Annotated in this window: 13 protein-coding genes; 9 read left to right on the top strand and 4 right to left on the bottom strand. The window is 72.9% G+C overall.

What is annotated here, in order from left to right; genetic code table 11:
• Nucleotides 1-92 precede the first annotated feature (92 nt).
• From polA to ACZ4WQ_RS01100, 5 genes are all read left to right on the top strand, one after another.
• Nucleotides 93-2,831 (top strand): DNA polymerase I, encoded by a 2,739-nt coding sequence (polA, locus tag ACZ4WQ_RS01120; protein ID WP_468021899.1) that lies wholly within the window; start codon nucleotides 93-95, stop codon nucleotides 2,829-2,831.
• A gap of 153 nt (nucleotides 2,832-2,984) precedes the next feature.
• Complete coding sequence (locus ACZ4WQ_RS01115; protein WP_468021898.1) at nucleotides 2,985-4,808, top strand: lytic transglycosylase domain-containing protein; 1,824 nt, start codon at nucleotides 2,985-2,987, stop codon at nucleotides 4,806-4,808.
• Between the two features lie 207 nt (nucleotides 4,809-5,015).
• Nucleotides 5,016-5,150, top strand: coding sequence for an SPW_0924 family protein (locus ACZ4WQ_RS01110; RefSeq protein WP_311724850.1), 135 nt, complete (start codon nucleotides 5,016-5,018; stop codon nucleotides 5,148-5,150).
• A 24-nt stretch (nucleotides 5,151-5,174) separates the two neighbouring features.
• Complete coding sequence (pgfA, locus tag ACZ4WQ_RS01105) at nucleotides 5,175-6,179, top strand: cell envelope lipid trafficking protein PgfA (protein ID WP_468021897.1); 1,005 nt, start codon at nucleotides 5,175-5,177, stop codon at nucleotides 6,177-6,179.
• A 115-nt stretch (nucleotides 6,180-6,294) separates the two neighbouring features.
• On the top strand, nucleotides 6,295-6,930 hold the full coding sequence (locus ACZ4WQ_RS01100; protein WP_361183596.1) for a hypothetical protein: 636 nt from the start codon (nucleotides 6,295-6,297) through the stop codon (nucleotides 6,928-6,930).
• A gap of 42 nt (nucleotides 6,931-6,972) precedes the next feature.
• Here ACZ4WQ_RS01100 and ACZ4WQ_RS01095 read toward each other — a convergent pair whose 3' ends face one another.
• Nucleotides 6,973-10,005 (bottom strand): ATP-dependent RNA helicase, encoded by a 3,033-nt coding sequence (locus ACZ4WQ_RS01095; protein ID WP_468021896.1) that lies wholly within the window; start codon nucleotides 10,003-10,005, stop codon nucleotides 6,973-6,975.
• Between the two features lie 43 nt (nucleotides 10,006-10,048).
• The gene (locus ACZ4WQ_RS01090; protein ID WP_385339406.1) at nucleotides 10,049-10,969 is read right to left on the bottom strand and encodes a class I SAM-dependent methyltransferase; all 921 of its coding nucleotides are present in this window, start codon (nucleotides 10,967-10,969) and stop codon (nucleotides 10,049-10,051) included.
• Nucleotides 10,970-11,327: 358 nt separating this feature from the next.
• On the opposite strand from ACZ4WQ_RS01090, the gene rpsA reads away from it, so the two are divergent.
• The gene (gene rpsA / locus ACZ4WQ_RS01085; protein ID WP_311724856.1) at nucleotides 11,328-12,827 is read left to right on the top strand and encodes a 30S ribosomal protein S1; all 1,500 of its coding nucleotides are present in this window, start codon (nucleotides 11,328-11,330) and stop codon (nucleotides 12,825-12,827) included.
• A 93-nt stretch (nucleotides 12,828-12,920) separates the two neighbouring features.
• Here the strand turns inward: rpsA and ACZ4WQ_RS01080 are convergent, their stop codons facing one another.
• A complete protein-coding gene (locus ACZ4WQ_RS01080; RefSeq protein WP_385339409.1) occupies nucleotides 12,921-13,376 on the bottom strand; it encodes a hypothetical protein in 456 nt (151 codons plus the stop codon).
• Between the two features lie 298 nt (nucleotides 13,377-13,674).
• Here ACZ4WQ_RS01080 and ACZ4WQ_RS01075 point away from each other — a divergent pair, with 298 nt between their 5' ends.
• The 3 genes from ACZ4WQ_RS01075 (at nucleotide 13,675) to ACZ4WQ_RS01065 (ending at nucleotide 15,801) form a co-directional block, all read left to right on the top strand.
• The gene (locus tag ACZ4WQ_RS01075) at nucleotides 13,675-14,619 is read left to right on the top strand and encodes a PAC2 family protein (RefSeq protein ID WP_358846002.1); all 945 of its coding nucleotides are present in this window, start codon (nucleotides 13,675-13,677) and stop codon (nucleotides 14,617-14,619) included.
• A gap of 9 nt (nucleotides 14,620-14,628) precedes the next feature.
• The gene (gene coaE / locus ACZ4WQ_RS01070; RefSeq protein ID WP_468021895.1) at nucleotides 14,629-15,246 is read left to right on the top strand and encodes a dephospho-CoA kinase; all 618 of its coding nucleotides are present in this window, start codon (nucleotides 14,629-14,631) and stop codon (nucleotides 15,244-15,246) included.
• Between the two features lie 186 nt (nucleotides 15,247-15,432).
• Nucleotides 15,433-15,801: a tetratricopeptide repeat protein gene (locus ACZ4WQ_RS01065; RefSeq protein WP_385339414.1), complete on the top strand. Its 369-nt coding sequence runs from the start codon at nucleotides 15,433-15,435 to the stop codon at nucleotides 15,799-15,801.
• Here the strand turns inward: ACZ4WQ_RS01065 and ACZ4WQ_RS01060 are convergent.
• Entirely contained in the window at nucleotides 15,770-16,105 is a 336-nt protein-coding gene (locus ACZ4WQ_RS01060; RefSeq protein WP_385339417.1) for a DUF6343 family protein, read from the bottom strand. The two genes, ACZ4WQ_RS01065 and ACZ4WQ_RS01060, sit on opposite strands and share 32 nt — an antisense overlap.
• Between the last annotated feature and the right edge of the window lie 66 nt (nucleotides 16,106-16,171).

Raw genomic sequence — 16,171 nt, 5'->3', positions numbered from 1 at the left:
CCGCCCCCGATCCTGCCATGGCGGCCGACTGCTGCGCTCACGGTGTTGTGCGAGCGGCGGTGTTGTCGGTGGGGCGTGGCAGGATCGGGGGCGTGGCAGAGAAAGCATCGAAGAAGACCGCAGCGCCCGCGACCGCCGACCGTGCGGGAGACCGCCCCCGGCTGCTCCTGCTGGATGGGCATTCCCTGGCATATCGGGCATTCTTCGCGCTGCCGGCGGAGAACTTCAACACCGCTACCGGCCAGACCACCAACGCGATCTACGGCTTCACCTCGATGCTGGCGAACACGCTCCGTGATGAGCGGCCCACGCATCTGGCCGTGGCGTTCGACGTCTCGCGCAAGACCTGGCGCTCCGAGCAGTTCACGGAGTACAAGGCGAACCGCTCCAAGTCGCCGGACGAGTTCAAGGGGCAGGTCGAGCTGATCGGCGAGATGCTCGACGCGATGAACATCCCCCGCTTCGCGGTGGAGGGCTTCGAGGCCGACGACATCATCGCCACCCTCGCCACCCAGGCCGAGGCCAAGGGGTTCGAGGTGCTGATCGTCACCGGCGACCGGGACTCGTTCCAGCTGGTCAGCGACCACGTCACCGTCCTCTACCCGACGAAGGGCGTCTCCGAGCTGACGCGCTTCACCCCCGCCAAGGTCGAGGAGAAGTACGGCCTCACCCCGCGGCAGTACCCGGACTTCGCCGCGCTGCGCGGCGACCCGTCGGACAACCTCCCCGGCATCCCGGGCGTCGGCGAGAAGACCGCCGCGAAGTGGATCAACCAGTTCGGCTCCTTCGCGGAGCTGGTGGAGCGGGTCGGCGAGGTCAAGGGCAAGGTCGGCGACAAGCTCCGCGAGCACCTGGAGGCCGTCAAGCTCAACCGGCAGCTGACCGAGCTGGTGCGGGACGTCGAGCTGTCCGCCGGCCCCGACGGGCTCGCGCGCGCTCCGTACGACCGCCAGGCGCTCTCGGTGATCATGGACGCGCTGGAGTTCCGCCACCAGAACTTCCGGGACCGCGTCCTGGCCGTCGACCCAGGCGCCGCCGAGGAGGAGCCCGCGGCCGCGGCCCCCGGCGTCGCGGTGGACGGCGCGGTGATCGGCTCGGGCGACCTCGCCCCCTGGCTGGAGCTGCACGGCGCCGAGCCGCTGGGCCTGGCCACCCTCGACACCTGGGCGCTGGGCAGCGGCAGCGTCAGTCAGATCGCCCTGGCCACCGCCTCCGGCCCCGCCGTCTGCTTCGACCCGTCGGAGGTGGACGAGTCGGACGAGCAGGCCTTCGCCGGCTGGATCGCGGACCCGGGCCGGCCCAAGGTGATGCATGACGCCAAGCGCGTGATGCGGGTCTTCGACGAGCACGGCTGGACCGTGGCCGGGGTCACCATGGACACCGCGCTCGCCGCCTATCTGGTCAAGCCCGGCCGCCGCTCCTTCGCGCTGGACGCCCTGTCGGTCGAGTATCTGGGCCGTGAGCTGTCCCCGGCCGAGGCCGCCGACAGCGGGCAGCTGGCCTTCGGCGCCGACGAGCAGGCCGAGCAGGACGCCCTGATGATCCAGGCCCGGACGATCCTCGACCTGGGCACGGCGTTCGGCGAGCGGCTCGCCGAGGTCGGCGCGGTGGAGCTGCTGCGCGATGTCGAGCTGCCCGTCTCCGCGCTGCTGGCCCGCATGGAGCAGGCGGGCATCGCGGCGGACCGCGCGTGGCTGGACCGCATGGAGCAGCAGTTCGCCGCGGCCGTGCAGCAGGCCGTCAAGGAGGCTCATGACGCGGTGGGCCACGAGTTCAACCTGGGCTCCCCCAAGCAGCTCCAGGAGGTGTTCTTCGGCGAGCTGGGCCTGCCCAAGACCAAGAAGACCAAGACCGGATACACCACGGACGCGGACGCGCTGGCCTGGCTGGCCACACAGACCGGCCACGAACTCCCGGTGATCATGCTGCGCCACCGTTTGCAGGCCCGGCTCCGCTCCACCGTCGAGGGCCTGATCAAGACCGTCGCCCCCGGCGGCCGCATCCACACCACCTTCAACCAGACCGTGGCGGCCACCGGCCGGCTCTCCTCCACCGACCCCAACCTCCAGAACATCCCGGTGCGCACCGACGAGGGCCGGGCCATCCGGCGCGGCTTCGTGGTCGGCGAGGGCTTCGAGTCGCTGCTGACCGCCGACTACAGCCAGATCGAGCTGCGCGTCATGGCCCATCTGTCCGAGGACGAGGGCCTGATCGAGGCGTTCACCTCCGGCGAGGACCTGCACACCACGGTCGCCTCCCAGGTGTTCGGCGTCCCCAAGGACGCGGTCGACCCGGAGATGCGCCGCAAGATCAAGGCGATGTCGTACGGGCTGGCGTACGGACTCTCGGCGTTCGGCCTGTCCCAGCAGCTGGCCATCACGCCGGACGAGGCGCGCAAGCTGATGGACACCTTCTTCGAGCGGTTCGGCGGGGTGCGCGACTATCTCCAGCGGGTCGTCGACGAGGCCCGGGCCACCGGCTACACCGAGACCATGCTCGGCCGCCGCCGCTATCTCCCCGACCTCAACAGCGACAACCGCCAGCGCCGCGAGATGGCCGAGCGGATGGCCCTCAACGCCCCGATCCAGGGCACCGCCGCGGATATCGTGAAGATCGCGATGCTGCGGGTGGACGAGGCATTGACGCGAGAGGAATTGTCGTCGCGGATGCTGCTCCAGGTGCACGACGAAATCGTGCTGGAGGTCGCCCCCGGGGAGCGCGAGCGGGTGGAGGCGCTGGTGCGCCGGGAGATGGCCGGGGCGTTCCAACTCCGGGCCCCGCTCGATGTCTCCGTCGGCTCCGGCTCCGACTGGGAATCGGCGGCGCACTAGGGGGCGGCCGGGGCGTCAGGGCCGCCCCCCAGGGGGCGACACGCGCGGTGCCTGGCGGTAGCTGCCCGGTAGCTGCGGGGCGGCAAGTTGTCGTAGTGTCACGAGGGTTGGCGCGGGGGAGCGCGCACACTGCTCGACGGGAGGGGAATACGCATGGCACCGCAGATCGGCCGACGACTGCGTAAGGGAGCGGCCACGACGGCGGTGGCGGCGGTCGCGATGGCCGCCCTCACCGCCTCGCAGGCCCCCGGCTTCGCAGGCACGGCCCGGGAAGACCGGCACCACGACAGCGCCGGCGAGACGCCGGCACCGTCCGACACCCCCATCGACGGCGGCTCGTCCTACCACACCGATCTGCCGCCCCTTCAGAAGCCCGGCAAGCCCGGCACCTCGATCGACCTGCCGGGGCTGCCGGACAAGAAGGCCACCGCCGAGGCGGGCATACCCGCGACCGTGCTCGACGCGTACAAGAAGGCCGAGGCGGCCCTCAAGGAGTCCAAGCCCGGCTGCAACCTCCCCTGGCAGCTGCTCGCCGCGATCGGCAAGGTCGAGTCCGGCCAGGCGCGCGGCGGCCGGGTCGACGCCGAGGGCACCACCTTCACGCCCATCCTGGGCCCGGTGCTCAACGGCAACGGCTTCGCCAGGATCACCGACACCGACGGCGGCGCGTACGACGGGGACACCACCCACGACCGCGCCGTCGGCCCCATGCAGTTCATCCCGTCCACCTGGGCCACCTGGGGCCGGGACGGCAACGGCGACGGCGAGAAGAACCCGAACAACATCTATGACGCCGCGCTCGCGGCCGGCGCGTATCTGTGCGCCAACGGCCGCGATCTGTCGGTCAAGGACCATCTCGACCGGGCGATCCTCGGCTACAACCACTCGCAGGAGTATCTGGCCACCGTCCTGTCCTGGTTCGAGTACTACAAGAAGGGCACCCACGAGGTGCCCGACGGCACCGGCGTGCTGCCCGACCCGGACAAGACCGGCGGCGGCTCGGACGGCGGCCGCGACGGTGGCGGTGGCTCGGAGAGCCCCAGGCCGCTGCCCGACCCGACCGAGCCCGGCGGCGACCACAGCCCCACCCCCGAACCCCCCGCGACCGACGACGGCGGGATCGAGACCCCCGCCCCGGAGACGCCTTCCCCCGAGACGCCTTCCCCCGAGACGCCCTCCCCGGAGACGCCTTCTCCGGAGACGCCCGCCCCGGCCACCGTCGCCCGGCTCAAGGCCGTCGGCACCGCGAAGCTGACCGCCACGGCGGGCGAGCAGTTCGCCGACAAGCCCCGGGTCCGCGCCGAGACCGCGGCGGGCAAGCCGGTCGCGGGCGTGTGGGTGCAGTACGAGATCCGAGGCGAGACCGACGCCCGCTTCCCCTGGAACGCGACCCGCGTCAGCCGCATGACCGGCAGCGACGGCACCGCCACCGCCCCGGTGCTGCGCGCGGGCGAGACCACCGGGTCCTTCACGGTCCGGGTCACGGTCGTCGGCCGCACCGCGACCGCTACCGACATCGCCGCCACCGTCAAGGCCCGCCCCGTACCGCAGGCCGACGCGCTGGCCCGCGCCGACGACAAGGACCTCAAGGCCGAGACCGGCGGCTCCTTCGCCGACGCGGTCGGCGTCAAGGCCAGCTACAAGGGCAAGGCCGCGGCCGGTGTGCCGGTGACCGCCACCATGATCGTCGATGATGCGGCGAAGGCGACGGACAAGCCCACCGAGAACGACAAGGGCCCCTACTTCAAGGACGACAAGGGTCAGCCGATCCACACCCTGACCACCCTGAAGACGGACGCCGACGGCAAGCTCGTCCTCCCCAAGATCTACACCGACGACCACGCGGGCACCTTCCTGCTCCGCCTCACCACCGCCGACGGCGCGGTCCTGACCATCGAGCTGACCGTCACCGAGCCCGCGGCTGCGCCCACGGAGCCGCCCACGGCCGAGCCCAGCTCCGAGCCCACGGCCCAGTAACCGGCCGAGACCGCCGGGCACCACGCCGACACCCCACCGCCCCTGCGCCCCCACCGGGCCCAGGGGCGGTGTGGCGTTCATCCCGAAGCGTTCCCGCCTTCGCGTTCCCGCCTTCGTGTTCTCATCTCCGCCCCCCGTTGCTACGGTGCCCCAGCCCTGACGCACCGTCAGGGCGCCCCGTGCGCCGCAGCAACCGGAGGCTGAGACATGCGCGCCCTCGCCGCCGCCGCGATCGGACTGGCCGCCGCCCTCGCCCTCGTCCTCACGATGACGGCCATCGGCGTCCCCAGCGGCAAGACCTCCCCCAAACCGCTGCTCACCACCGTGCCCGAGCACCCCTGAGCCCCGAGGGAGGGACATCCCGCCATGCGCCGCAAAGCCAGCCTGGTGCTGCTCGCCTTCGCCGTCTTCTTCACCGCCCTCGCGCCGCTGCTGCGCTGGTACGCCTTCCCCCGGCTGGCCAAGATCCCGCCCAGCGAGTACCAGACCGCCGTCCTCGAGGCCAAGCCCGCCGTGCTTCTCGACTACGCCACCATGCAGCCCCGCAAGGTGCCCAAGGTCAGCATCGTGCAGACGCTCCGCGGAAACGTGGCCGCGGCGAGGAAGGCCGGAAAGGCGGCCGGGCGCGATGTCGTCGTCTGGGACGCCCTGTCGTACATCGCCGGGCCCGACGGCAAGATGGTCTCCAAGATCCCCGAACGCTATGTCTTCGACGCCCACTCGCAGGACCCGGTCCACCAGGGCGGCGAACACGTCGACGGGGACCCGGTCCGCCGCGAGGGCATCGAGTACAAGTGGCCCTTCCTCACCGAGAAGCGCGACTACAACTACTTCGACGCCCAGACCAGGACCTCCGCGCCCATCCACTACAAGGGCACCCGGAACTTCCGCGGCCTGGAGGTCTACTACTTCGAGCAGACCATCCCCTGGACGAAGGTGGCGCTGCCGAAGACCATGCCGGTCGAGGGCATCACCCCCGAGACCGTCCGCAAGGCGGGCACCACCCGCTGGTACACCACCAAGCGCATGTTCTGGGTCGAGCCCACCACCGGCGCGCCCGTCAACGGCGAGGAGATCCACCGGGAGGAGCTGCGCGGCGGCACGCTGCTCGGCGACCGGGACAGGGTGACCGTCTTCTCCGGCCATGTGAAGATGCGCGAGGACTACATCGACCACACCGTGAAACTGGTCAAGTCCCAGCGGCAGCTCGTCCTTCTGCTGACCGCCTATCTGCCCTGGGGTTTCCTCGTCCTCGGCGCCGGGCTGCTGGCGCTGTCCCTGGTGCTGGAGGCCCGCGGCCGCCGCCCAGGGGGCGGCACCGAGGCCCACGACGAGTCCCCGTCCCCACGGCCCGTACCCGCCCCGGTGTGACGGGGGCGACGGGGCTGTGGGTGCCGGCGGTGCCGGCGGTGCCGGCAGCGCTGTCAGCGCTGTCAGCGCTGTCGGCGGTGTCGGCGCTGTCGGTGGGTGCCCGTACCGTACGCCCATGCCTACCACCACCTGCCTGCCCAGCCCCGAACTCGCCGATCAGCTCGCCGAGCTGGCGCGCCTGGAATGGACGCCCGGCGCCACCTCCGCGGCCGCCCGGCGCTTCGGCTGGACGCCCGTGGACGACGGAGCCCGGAGGGCCGCCTTCGCCACCAACACCGGCCATTACGTCGTCCCCGAGTGGTTCGCCGTGCCGCCGGAGGAGCGGGCGGAGGACGAGGAGTGCCACATACCGTTCTGCTACTACTACGAGGCCGACGACTTCGACGAGGAGCTGGCCGCGGGCGGGCTCAGCGGCAATATCGACTGGCTGGAGAAACACCACGCCGACGACCCCGAATGGCGCTTCGAGCGCGACACGGGCCGCGCGCACTTCGACGCGCAATGGCGCGCCGCCGTCGTCCTGTTCACCGAGCGGCTCGGGGAGCCGGAGGTCGCCGTGCGCGACGCGGAGGGCGAATCTCCCTGGAACTACGCGGCGTGGCGCTGCGGGGGAAACGCGCTGGTGGTCGGCCAGTGCACGGACAACGGCTCGTACATGACCTTCGAGCAGGCGCTGGTGTGGATCGCCCCCTACCCGGTGGAGCGGCCGTTCCCGGGGGCGGGCGAGTTCGACGGCCTCATCGAGTGCTGACGGCCGCCGGGGCGGGCGCGCGGGGCCCGGCGGCTCAGCTGCTCAGCGGCGGGCGTTGGTACGCCGCGTCGGCTCGGCCGCCGCCGGGTCCTCCGGCCAGGGGTGCCTGGGGTACCGGCCGCGCAGCTCCGCGCGCACGGACCGGTAGCCCTCCCGCCAGAAGGACGCCAGATCGGCCGTGACCGCGGCGGGGCGCCCGGCCGGTGACAGCAGGTGTACGAGCAGCGGCACCCGCCCGCCCGCGATCCGGGGCGTCTCCTGCCACCCGAACAGCTCCTGGAGCTTGACGGCCAGCACGGGCTGCTCCTGGCCGTAGTCCACCCGCACCCGCGAGCCACTGGGGACCCGTACGCGCTCCGGGGCCAGCTCGTCGAAGCGGGCCGCGTCCCCGGTCGCCCAGGGCAGCAGCCGGGCGAGCGCCTGGCCCGCGTCCACGCGCTCCAGGTCGGCCCGCCGCCGCGCCCTGCCGAGCTCCGGGCCCAGCCAGGCGTCGAGGTCCGCCAGCAGCGCCGGATCGGACACATCGGGCCACGCGCCGCCCAACTCCCGGTGGAGGAACGCCAGCCGCTGCCGGAAGGCGACGGCCTCCGCGGACCAGCGCAGCAGCCCCAGCCCCTCGCCGCGCAGCCCGTCCCGCAGCGCGGCGCGCACCAGCTGCGGATCGGGCGCGGCCAGCGGCCGTACCGCCAGCTCCACCGCCCCCAGCCGCTCCACCCGCCGCGCCACGACGTCCCCGCCGGACCAGCCGACCTCCTCCCGCCGCTCGCACAGGGCCGCCGCCGCGGTACGGGCCGTCTCCTCGTCCACGACGGCCGCGAGCCGCACCCGCGCCGACGCCGCCGACACCGGCCGGTCCGCGACCGCCACTGCCAGCCACGGCGCGTTCCGCAGCCGGGACCCCTCGCCGAGCTCCGCCCCGGTGCCCGACGCCATCAGATACGCCCTCTCCCCGCGTCGTCGCGCCACCCGCTCGGGGAAGGCCAACGCGGCGACCAGCCCCACGACGGCGTCATCACCCACCGCGCCCGCGCCGCGGGCGCTTGGGGTGGTGGTGTGGTCCGCGGCGTCGGCCCGTGCCTGCCGGTGTCCGCCTGCTGCCGGTGCGGCGGCGGGGTGATCGCCGGGACCCGGCGCGGTGCCGCGTGGCGCTCCCGTACCGGCCGCGCCCCGGGTCGCGCTCGGTGCCGCGGCGCCCGGCGCAGCGGGGGCGGAAGCCGCCCTTCGGGCTGAGCTGTCGCCGACCGATCCCGGCGCCGCAGCGTCAGGGCTGCCGCCGCTCCGCACGCCGCTCGGGGGAGTGGCGTGCGGAGCGGCGTATGCCCGATCGCGCTCGGCTGTCCGCGTGGTGGAGCGCGGGGCCTGAGCGTGCTGACGGCTGTTCGCGCCCCGCGCGTCGGCGTCCGGCACGGCGCGGCGTGGCGCAACCGTGCTCGCGGTGTCGGCCCGCGCCGGTGCTTCACCCCCAGCCGCCCCGGCCCCGGCCTCGGCCCCCGCCTGGGCCGCCTCGGCCGTCGGATGGCCGGAAGACCGCAGCGCGCCCTCGAGACGGCGAGCCTCCTGGCGCCAGCGGGCGGCGTACGTGTCCGTGCCGCGGTGGGCGGTGCGCAAGGCGGCTGCCAGGTCGTCGCCGTAGTCCCGGGGCGGCTCCTCGCTGAGCAGGGCCACGGCCTCTGCCGCCCGGCGTGCGCCGACATCTCGCGCGCCGTCCAGCAGCGCCCGCGCGAGCCGGGGGTGCAGGCCCAGCCGGGCCATGCGCGCGCCCCGGTCCGTGGCCCGCCCGGCGCCGTCCACGGCGCCGATCGCGGTCAGCACCTCGCGCGCCGCGGTCATCGCGCCGCCGGGCGGCGGGTCGAGCAGCGCGAGGCCGGAGGCGTCGGGGTCTCCCCAGCACGCCGCCTGGAGCGCGAACGCCGTCAGGTCCGCGACGCCGATCTCCGGGGACGGGAAGCGCGGCAGCCGGGCGTCCTCGGCCTCCGGCCAGCAGCGGTAGACGGTGCCCGGCGCCTCGCGCCCGGCCCGGCCCGCGCGCTGCCGGGCCGCGGCCCGCGAGACGCGTACGGTCGTCAGCGCGCTCAGGCCCCGCGCGTGATCCACCCGCGGCTCGCGCGCGAGCCCGCAGTCCACGACGGTGCGTACGCCCGGGACGGTCAGGCTCGACTCGGCGACCGAGGTCGCCAGGACCACCCGCCGCCGTCCGCCGCCCCCGCCCCCGCCCGCGAGCGCCGCGTCCTGCACGGCGGCGGGCGCGCGACCGTGCACCTGAAGCACCTCCGCGCCGGCGCCGCCGAGCAGCCCCGCGACACGCGCGATCTCCCCGACGCCCGGCAGGAAGCACAGCACGTCCCCCTCCCGCTCGCGCAGCGCCCGCCGCATCACCGCCGCGACGTGGTCGAGGAGAGCGGGGTCCACCCGCATTCCGTGCGGCGGGCGGACGGGGCGCGCGGGCGGCGCCCACACCACCTCGACCGGATACGACACCCCCTCGGCCGATACGACCGGCGCGGGCCCGCCGTCCGGGCCCAGCAGCCGGGCCCAGCCCTCCGCGTCCGTGGTCGCGGACGCCGCGATCAGCCACAGGTCGGGCCGCAGGGTGGCCCGTACGTCCAGCAGGAAGGCGGCCGCCGTATCGGCGTCCAGGTGCCGTTCGTGGCACTCGTCGAGCACCACCGCGTCGACCCCGGCGAGCTCGGGGTCGCGCTGGAGCCGCTGAAGCAGCACACCGGTGGTGACCACCTCCACGGCCGTCTCGCGGCTCACCCGCCGCTCGCCGCGCACCGTGAACCCCACCCGGCCGCCGACCGACTCCTCGCCCAGCAGCCACGCCATCCGCCGCGCGGCGGCCCGCGCCGCGATCCGCCGCGGCTCGGCGACCAGCACGCGCCGGGCGGGCCCGCCGCCCGCCGCCCCGGCGAGCGCCAGGGGCACCAGCGTCGTCTTGCCGGTCCCGGGCGGGGCGCACAGCACCGCCGCGCCCCGGTCGTCGAGCGCGCGCAGCAGGGCGGGCACGGCGGCCCGTACGGGAAGCGCGTCGAGCACATCGGTACGGGGCGTGCTGGGCGTACGGCGGGCGGTCATCGGACCATCCTGTCAGCCCCTGCTCCGCACCTTCAGGTCCCGTTCAGTGCCGCTCGCACACGAAGATCGCCGTCCCCGGGATCAGATTCCCGCGCAGCGGGGACCAGCCGCCCCACTCCTGGTCGTTCCAGGCGGGCCATTCCGGCTCGACCAGGTCGAGCAGCCTGAAGCCCCCGGCGACCACGTCCCGGACCCGGTCGCCCAGCGTCCGGTGGTGCTCCACATAGACGGCACGGCCCGTCTCGTCCTGCTCGACGTACGGCGTGCGGTCGAAGTAGGAGGCGGCGACGCTGAGCCCCTCGGGGCCGGGCTCGTCCGGGAACGCCCACCGCACGGGGTGTGTCACCGAGAACACCCAGCGCGCTCCCGGCCGCAGCACCCGGTGGACCTCGCGCATCACGCGCACCGGATCGGCGACGAAGGGGATCGCCCCGTACGCCGAGCAGGCGAGGTCGAAGGAGGCGTCCCGGAAGGGGAGCGCGGTGGCGTCGGCCTGGACGAGCGCGACCGGCCCCGCGCCCGCTTCGCCCGCCGAGACCGCCGCGCCTGCTTCGGTATCGATCCGCATCGCGTGCCGCAGCTGGCGGTGGGAGATGTCGAGCGCCACCGGCCGCGCCCCCTGGGCCGCCAGCCAGCGTGAGCACTGTGCCGCGCCCGCCCCGACCTCCAGGGCGGTGAGCCCCTTGAGGCCGTCCGCCGGGCCGAGCAGCCCGGCCTCGGCCTCGTCGAGCCCTTCGGGGCCCCAGACGAAGCGGTCGTCGCCGAGGAAGCCGCCGTGCTCCTCCTGGTACTCGTCCGCGTTGCGGTCCCACCAGCCGCGGCTGGCCCGGCTGCTCTCCGTGTCGCCGGCGATCCGCCGGGTGGCTGTGGGCTCGGCCGGCTCGTCGGGCGGCGCTATGAGATCTTCGGTGGCGCCGGGCGTTCCGGGCTCGTCGGTTGCACGGGGCATGTGTTCTTGGACCATCGGGCGCGTCGTCGTACTCTCTGTGTCGACCTGTGGCTGTGGGGAACGGCTGGACTCCGCGTCGCAGCAGGGACCGCGCGACTTGCCGGGTTTGGGGCGAAAAGTCCCGGGTGGGCTCTTCGTGCATTGACCATGCCCGGCTGCCCCCGTATGCTACAAGTTGCGCTGCGGGCCTGCGCGCCTCAGACGGAGCAGGCCGCGCTCGCATCTGTTGTATGTCCCTCGGTCACCGAGGCGCTTTTCGATCCCTCGGGAAGAGATCAACGCCTCCGAGGCTGTCCGGCTTCTGCAGTGCGATAACGGGTCCCGGCGTAGCAGTACCTACGACTTCATGTCCGTAACCGGAGCCCTTTCCCACATGACGAGCAGCACCGAGGCAACCCGCACCACCCCGCAGGTGGCGGTAAACGACATCGGTTCCGAGGAAGCCTTCCTCGCCGCGATCGACGAGACGATCAAGTACTTCAACGACGGCGACATCGTCGACGGCGTCATCGTGAAGGTCGACCGGGACGAGGTCCTGCTCGACATCGGTTACAAGACCGAAGGCGTCATCCCTTCTCGCGAGCTTTCGATCAAGCACGACGTCGACCCCAACGAGGTCGTGGCCGTCGGCGACGAGATCGAGGCCCTTGTCCTTCAGAAGGAGGACAAGGAAGGCCGCCTGATCCTCTCGAAGAAGCGCGCCCAGTACGAGCGTGCCTGGGGCACCATCGAGAAGATCAAGGAAGAAGACGGCATCGTCACCGGTACCGTCATCGAGGTCGTCAAGGGTGGTCTCATCCTCGACATCGGCCTCCGTGGCTTCCTCCCCGCCTCCCTGGTGGAGATGCGCCGCGTCCGCGACCTTCAGCCCTACGTGGGCAAGGAGCTCGAGGCCAAGATCATCGAGCTGGACAAGAACCGCAACAACGTGGTCCTGTCCCGCCGTGCCTGGCTGGAGCAGACCCAGAGCGAGGTCCGCCAGACCTTCCTCACCACCCTCCAGAAGGGTCAGGTGCGCTCCGGCGTCGTCTCCTCCATCGTCAACTTCGGTGCCTTCGTGGACCTGGGTGGCGTCGACGGTCTGGTCCACGTCTCCGAGCTGTCCTGGAAGCACATCGACCACCCGTCCGAGGTCGTCGAGGTCGGCCAGGAGGTCACGGTCGAGGTCCTGGACGTCGACATGGACCGCGAGCGCGTGTCCCTGTCGCTCAAGGCGACCCAGGAAGACCCGTGGCAGCAGTTCGCCCGGACCCACCAGATCGGCCAGGTCGTCCCCGGCAAGGTCACCAAGCTGGTTCCGTTCGGTGCGTTCGTCCGCGTGGACGAGGGCATCGAGGGCCTGGTCCACATCTCCGAGCTGGCCGAGCGCCACGTGGAGATCCCGGAGCAGGTCGTCCAGGTCAACGACGAGATCTTCGTCAAGGTCATCGACATCGACCTCGAGCGCCGGCGCATCAGCCTCTCGCTGAAGCAGGCCAACGAGGCTTTCGGTGCCGACCCGTCCGTGGTCGAGTTCGACCCGACCCTGTACGGCATGGCCGCGTCCTACGACGACCAGGGCAACTACATCTACCCCGAGGGCTTCGACCCCGAGACCAACGACTGGCTCGAGGGCTTCGAGACCCAGCGCGAGGCCTGGGAGACCCAGTACGCCGAGGCGCAGCAGCGCTTCGAGCAGCACCAGGCGCAGGTCATCAAGTCGCGCGAGGCCGACGAGCAGGCCGCTGCCGAGGCGAGCGGCGGCGCCCCGGCGCAGGGTGGCCAGGCGTCCGGCGGCTCGTACTCCTCGGAGTCGGCCGACAACTCCGGCGCCCTGGCGTCGGACGAGGCGCTGGCCGCGCTCCGCGAGAAGCTGGCCGGCGGCCAGAGCTGATCACCGGCCGCCCGGCTTCGGCTGGCGGCCTGAACGGCTGACGTAAGGCCCGCTCTCCCCGGAGAGCGGGCCTTACGCATGCCCGGACGCCACCTAGGCGCGACCCTGCACCGTGACCGAGTCGACCGTGACGCTCTCCGCTCGGTCGATCATGATCCCCTGGCGGCCGCCGGTGACCGTGATGCCGCGCACCGTCCAGTACGAGGCGCCGTCCAGGTGCAGTCCGAACCCATAGCCGTCACTCGCCGTGAGCACCGCTCGCGGGGACCCCGTGAGGGTGATCCGGGAGCCCGAGGTCCCGGAGGCGGTGATCACGAAGCCCCCGCGGTACGTGCCGTCAGCGAGCTCGATGGTGTCGCCGGGCCTGGCGGCCGCGAGGGCCTCCTTGAGCTGAGCCGCGTCGGAGACGGGGATCGGGCGGGCGGAGTGCGGGCGTCCGTCCTTCACGGCCGTTCCCGCCGCGACCAGGCCACCCATGGCGAGGATCCCGGCGGCGGGTGCGGCGACGAGGGCACGGGTCCGGGAGCGGGTGGGGGTGTGGGAGTGCATGGGGCGTTCCGCCTTCCTGCCGTGGTCAGGGGTGGCACCTTCGTGACGCGTGAATGTTCTTGTGGCTGAACGTGAGACGACAGCGTGAACCTCTGACGCGTCGCGAAGTTAGGGGCGCCGCTTGGGCGCGGTCAACCCCTTCATGACGCTCCGTCACCATCTCCCGGGGAACGGGGCGCCATCGCGTACTGTCCTGATCTCACTCTGCGCAGACGTCACCCGGACAAGGACGGAGGACCGGGAATGCCGTGCCCCCGCCCGACGTTCCCCGAACGGAACACAAGGAGGAGCGGTCACAGTGCTAGATCCGCAGGATTTGTACGAGTGGGAGCCGAGCGGGCTCGCGGAAGTCAACGCGATAACCTCCCGGGACTCGGCCGGGCTGGTGCTGCTCTACCACTTCGACGGCTACATCGACGCCGGTGAGACCGGCGACCAGATCGTGGAGCGGCTGCTCGACGGTCTGCCGCACCAGGTCGTCGCCCGCTTCGACCACGACCGGCTCGTCGACTACCGGGCGCGCCGCCCCCTGCTCACCTTCAAGCGCGACCGCTGGACCGACTACGAGACCCCCGCGATCGAGCTGCGCCTGATGCGCGACGCGACCGCGGCCCCCTTCCTGCTGCTCTCCGGGCCCGAGCCGGATGTGGAGTGGGAGCGCTTCGCGGCGGCCGTGCGGCAGTTGATCGAGCGGCTCGGCGTGCGGTTGTCGGTGAACTTCCACGGCATCCCCATGGGCGTTCCGCACACCCGCCCCGTCGGCATCACCCCACACGGCAACCGCTCCGACCTGATGCCCGGTCACCGTGGCTACTTCGACGAGGCCCAGGTGCCGGGCAGCGCCGAGTCCCTCGTCGAGTACCGGCTCGCCGAGTCCGGCCATGACGTGCTCGGCGTCGCCGCCCACGTCCCGCACTACCTGGCCCGCTCCGCCTACCCCGACGCGGCGCTCACCGCGCTGGAGGCGATCACCGCGGCCACCGGCCTGGTGCTCCCCGGGGCGGCCCACGCGCTGCGCAACGAGGCGCTCAAGACCCAGGAGGAGATCGAGCGGCAGATCTCGGAGGGCGACGAGGACCTGGTCGCGCTGGTTCGCGGCCTGGAGCACCAGTACGACGCGGTGGCCGGGGCGGAGAGCCGCGGCAGCCTGGTCGCCGAGCCGGTCGAGCTGCCCTCCGCGGACGAGCTGGGCGCCGAGTTCGAGCGCTTCCTGGCAGAGCGCGAAGGCGACGGAAGCGCATAGGCTTGCCCCATGCTGAGGCTGGGTCTCACGGGCGGAATCGGTGCGGGCAAGAGCGAAGTGTCACGCATGCTGTCCTCATACGGAGCGGTGCTGATCGACTCCGACCGGATCGCCCGTGAGGTGGTCGAGCCCGGAACCCCCGGACTCGCGGCCGTGGCCGCCGAGTTCGGGCCCGGCGTCCTCACACCCGACGGAGCCCTGGACCGCCCGAAGCTGGGCGGCATCGTCTTCGGCGCCCCCGAGCGGCTGCGCGCCCTGAACGCGATCGTGCACCCCCTGGTCCGCGCCCGCTCCGCCGAGCTGGAGGCGGCCGCCGGGCCGGACGCCATCGTCGTCCACGACGTCCCCCTCCTCGCCGAGAACAGCCTGGCCCCTCTCTACGACCTGGTGCTGGTGGTCGACGCCGCGCCCGGGACCCAGCTCGACCGGCTGGTGAGGCTGCGCGGCATGACGGAGGACGAGGCGCGGGCCCGGATGGCGGCCCAGGCGACGCGCGAGCAGCGGCTGGCCGTGGCCGATGTCGTGATCGACAACGACGGCCCGCTGGAGGAGCTGGAGCCGCAGGTCAGAAAGGTCTGGGCGGAGCTGGCCGAGCGGGCGGCGGGCGGCGCGCGGGCCGACGGCTGAGGCACGGGGGGCCGACGGCTGGGGTGCGGGGGCGGCGGGGCTCTGGCGGGAATGCCCGGTGTGGAGTCATTGTTGTCCAGCCAGTACCAACCAACGATCACCACCCGCACCGACGCGATCACCTCGCCCGACGATCGACTTCGCGGCCGACGGTGGTCGTCGGCGCGCTCCGGGAAGGAAACGGTTGTGTCCGAGCCCACGCCCGAGACCCATGTCATCGACTACCGCGCGGCTGAGCAGCTGCTGGCCGCCCGCGACCCGCGCGGCGCGGTGAAGCTGCTCGACTCGGTCATCACCGCCCACCCGGAGAACACCGCCGCCCGGCTGCTGCGCGCCCGCGCCTTCTTCGGCGCGGCGCAGCTCCGGGCGGCCGAGCTGGAGTTCCAGCTCGTCCTGGAGCGGGAACCGGACAACGCGTTCGCCCACTTCGCCCTCGGCCGCACCTTGCAGCGCGCCAACCGCCCGGCCGAGGCGACGCGCCACTTCCGCCTGGCGGCGGCGCTCGACCCGCGCCCGGACTTCGTCAAGGCCGCGCGCTTCGGTGAAAACGGCTGACGAACCTCGGCCCCCGCCGGCCCGCCGGATACGGGCCGCGCACCGGCGCGTACGGCGGCACATCCCGGCCGGGCTGGTAGTGCGGCCCCTGCCGGATGTGCCGGACGACCAGCACCAGATCGGTCAGGGTGACGACGGCGAGCACCCCGCAGGCGGCCGCCCAGCCGGGCCGGTGGACCATCCAGAAGACCACCGTGCCCGCTACGGCCCAGGCCAGGCCCCAGATGGCCAGCGCACAGCGCATACGCAGCGGGCTGCGCGCGTGCAGCGGCTCGTCGCCCGTACGGATCAGTCGGCTCGGCATGGCGCACCATCTCCCACTACGAATCTAACGCCGCGCACCCGGCGCGATCCGTGATCCGCGGTCTGG

It is taken from the genome of Streptomyces sp. NPDC028305 (assembly GCF_055569495.1).
This window is presented reverse-complemented; position numbering and strand designations above follow the sequence as displayed.

What these genes read in the sequence shown, in the direction of transcription:
- ACZ4WQ_RS01115 (WP_468021898.1), top strand. Translation starts at nt 2,985, where the DNA reads ATGGCACCGCAGATCGGCCGACGACTGCGTAAGGGAGCGGCCACGACG.
- ACZ4WQ_RS01110 (WP_311724850.1), top strand. Translation starts at nt 5,016, where the DNA reads ATGCGCGCCCTCGCCGCCGCCGCGATCGGACTGGCCGCCGCCCTCGCC.
- pgfA (WP_468021897.1), top strand. Translation starts at nt 5,175, where the DNA reads ATGCGCCGCAAAGCCAGCCTGGTGCTGCTCGCCTTCGCCGTCTTCTTC.
- ACZ4WQ_RS01100 (WP_361183596.1), top strand. Translation starts at nt 6,295, where the DNA reads ATGCCTACCACCACCTGCCTGCCCAGCCCCGAACTCGCCGATCAGCTC.
- ACZ4WQ_RS01095 (WP_468021896.1), bottom strand. Translation starts at nt 10,005, where the DNA reads ATGACCGCCCGCCGTACGCCCAGCACGCCCCGTACCGATGTGCTCGAC.
- ACZ4WQ_RS01090 (WP_385339406.1), bottom strand. Translation starts at nt 10,969, where the DNA reads ATGGTCCAAGAACACATGCCCCGTGCAACCGACGAGCCCGGAACGCCC.
- rpsA (WP_311724856.1), top strand. Translation starts at nt 11,328, where the DNA reads ATGACGAGCAGCACCGAGGCAACCCGCACCACCCCGCAGGTGGCGGTA.
- ACZ4WQ_RS01080 (WP_385339409.1), bottom strand. Translation starts at nt 13,376, where the DNA reads ATGCACTCCCACACCCCCACCCGCTCCCGGACCCGTGCCCTCGTCGCC.
- coaE (WP_468021895.1), top strand. Translation starts at nt 14,629, where the DNA reads ATGCTGAGGCTGGGTCTCACGGGCGGAATCGGTGCGGGCAAGAGCGAA.
- ACZ4WQ_RS01060 (WP_385339417.1), bottom strand. Translation starts at nt 16,105, where the DNA reads ATGCCGAGCCGACTGATCCGTACGGGCGACGAGCCGCTGCACGCGCGC.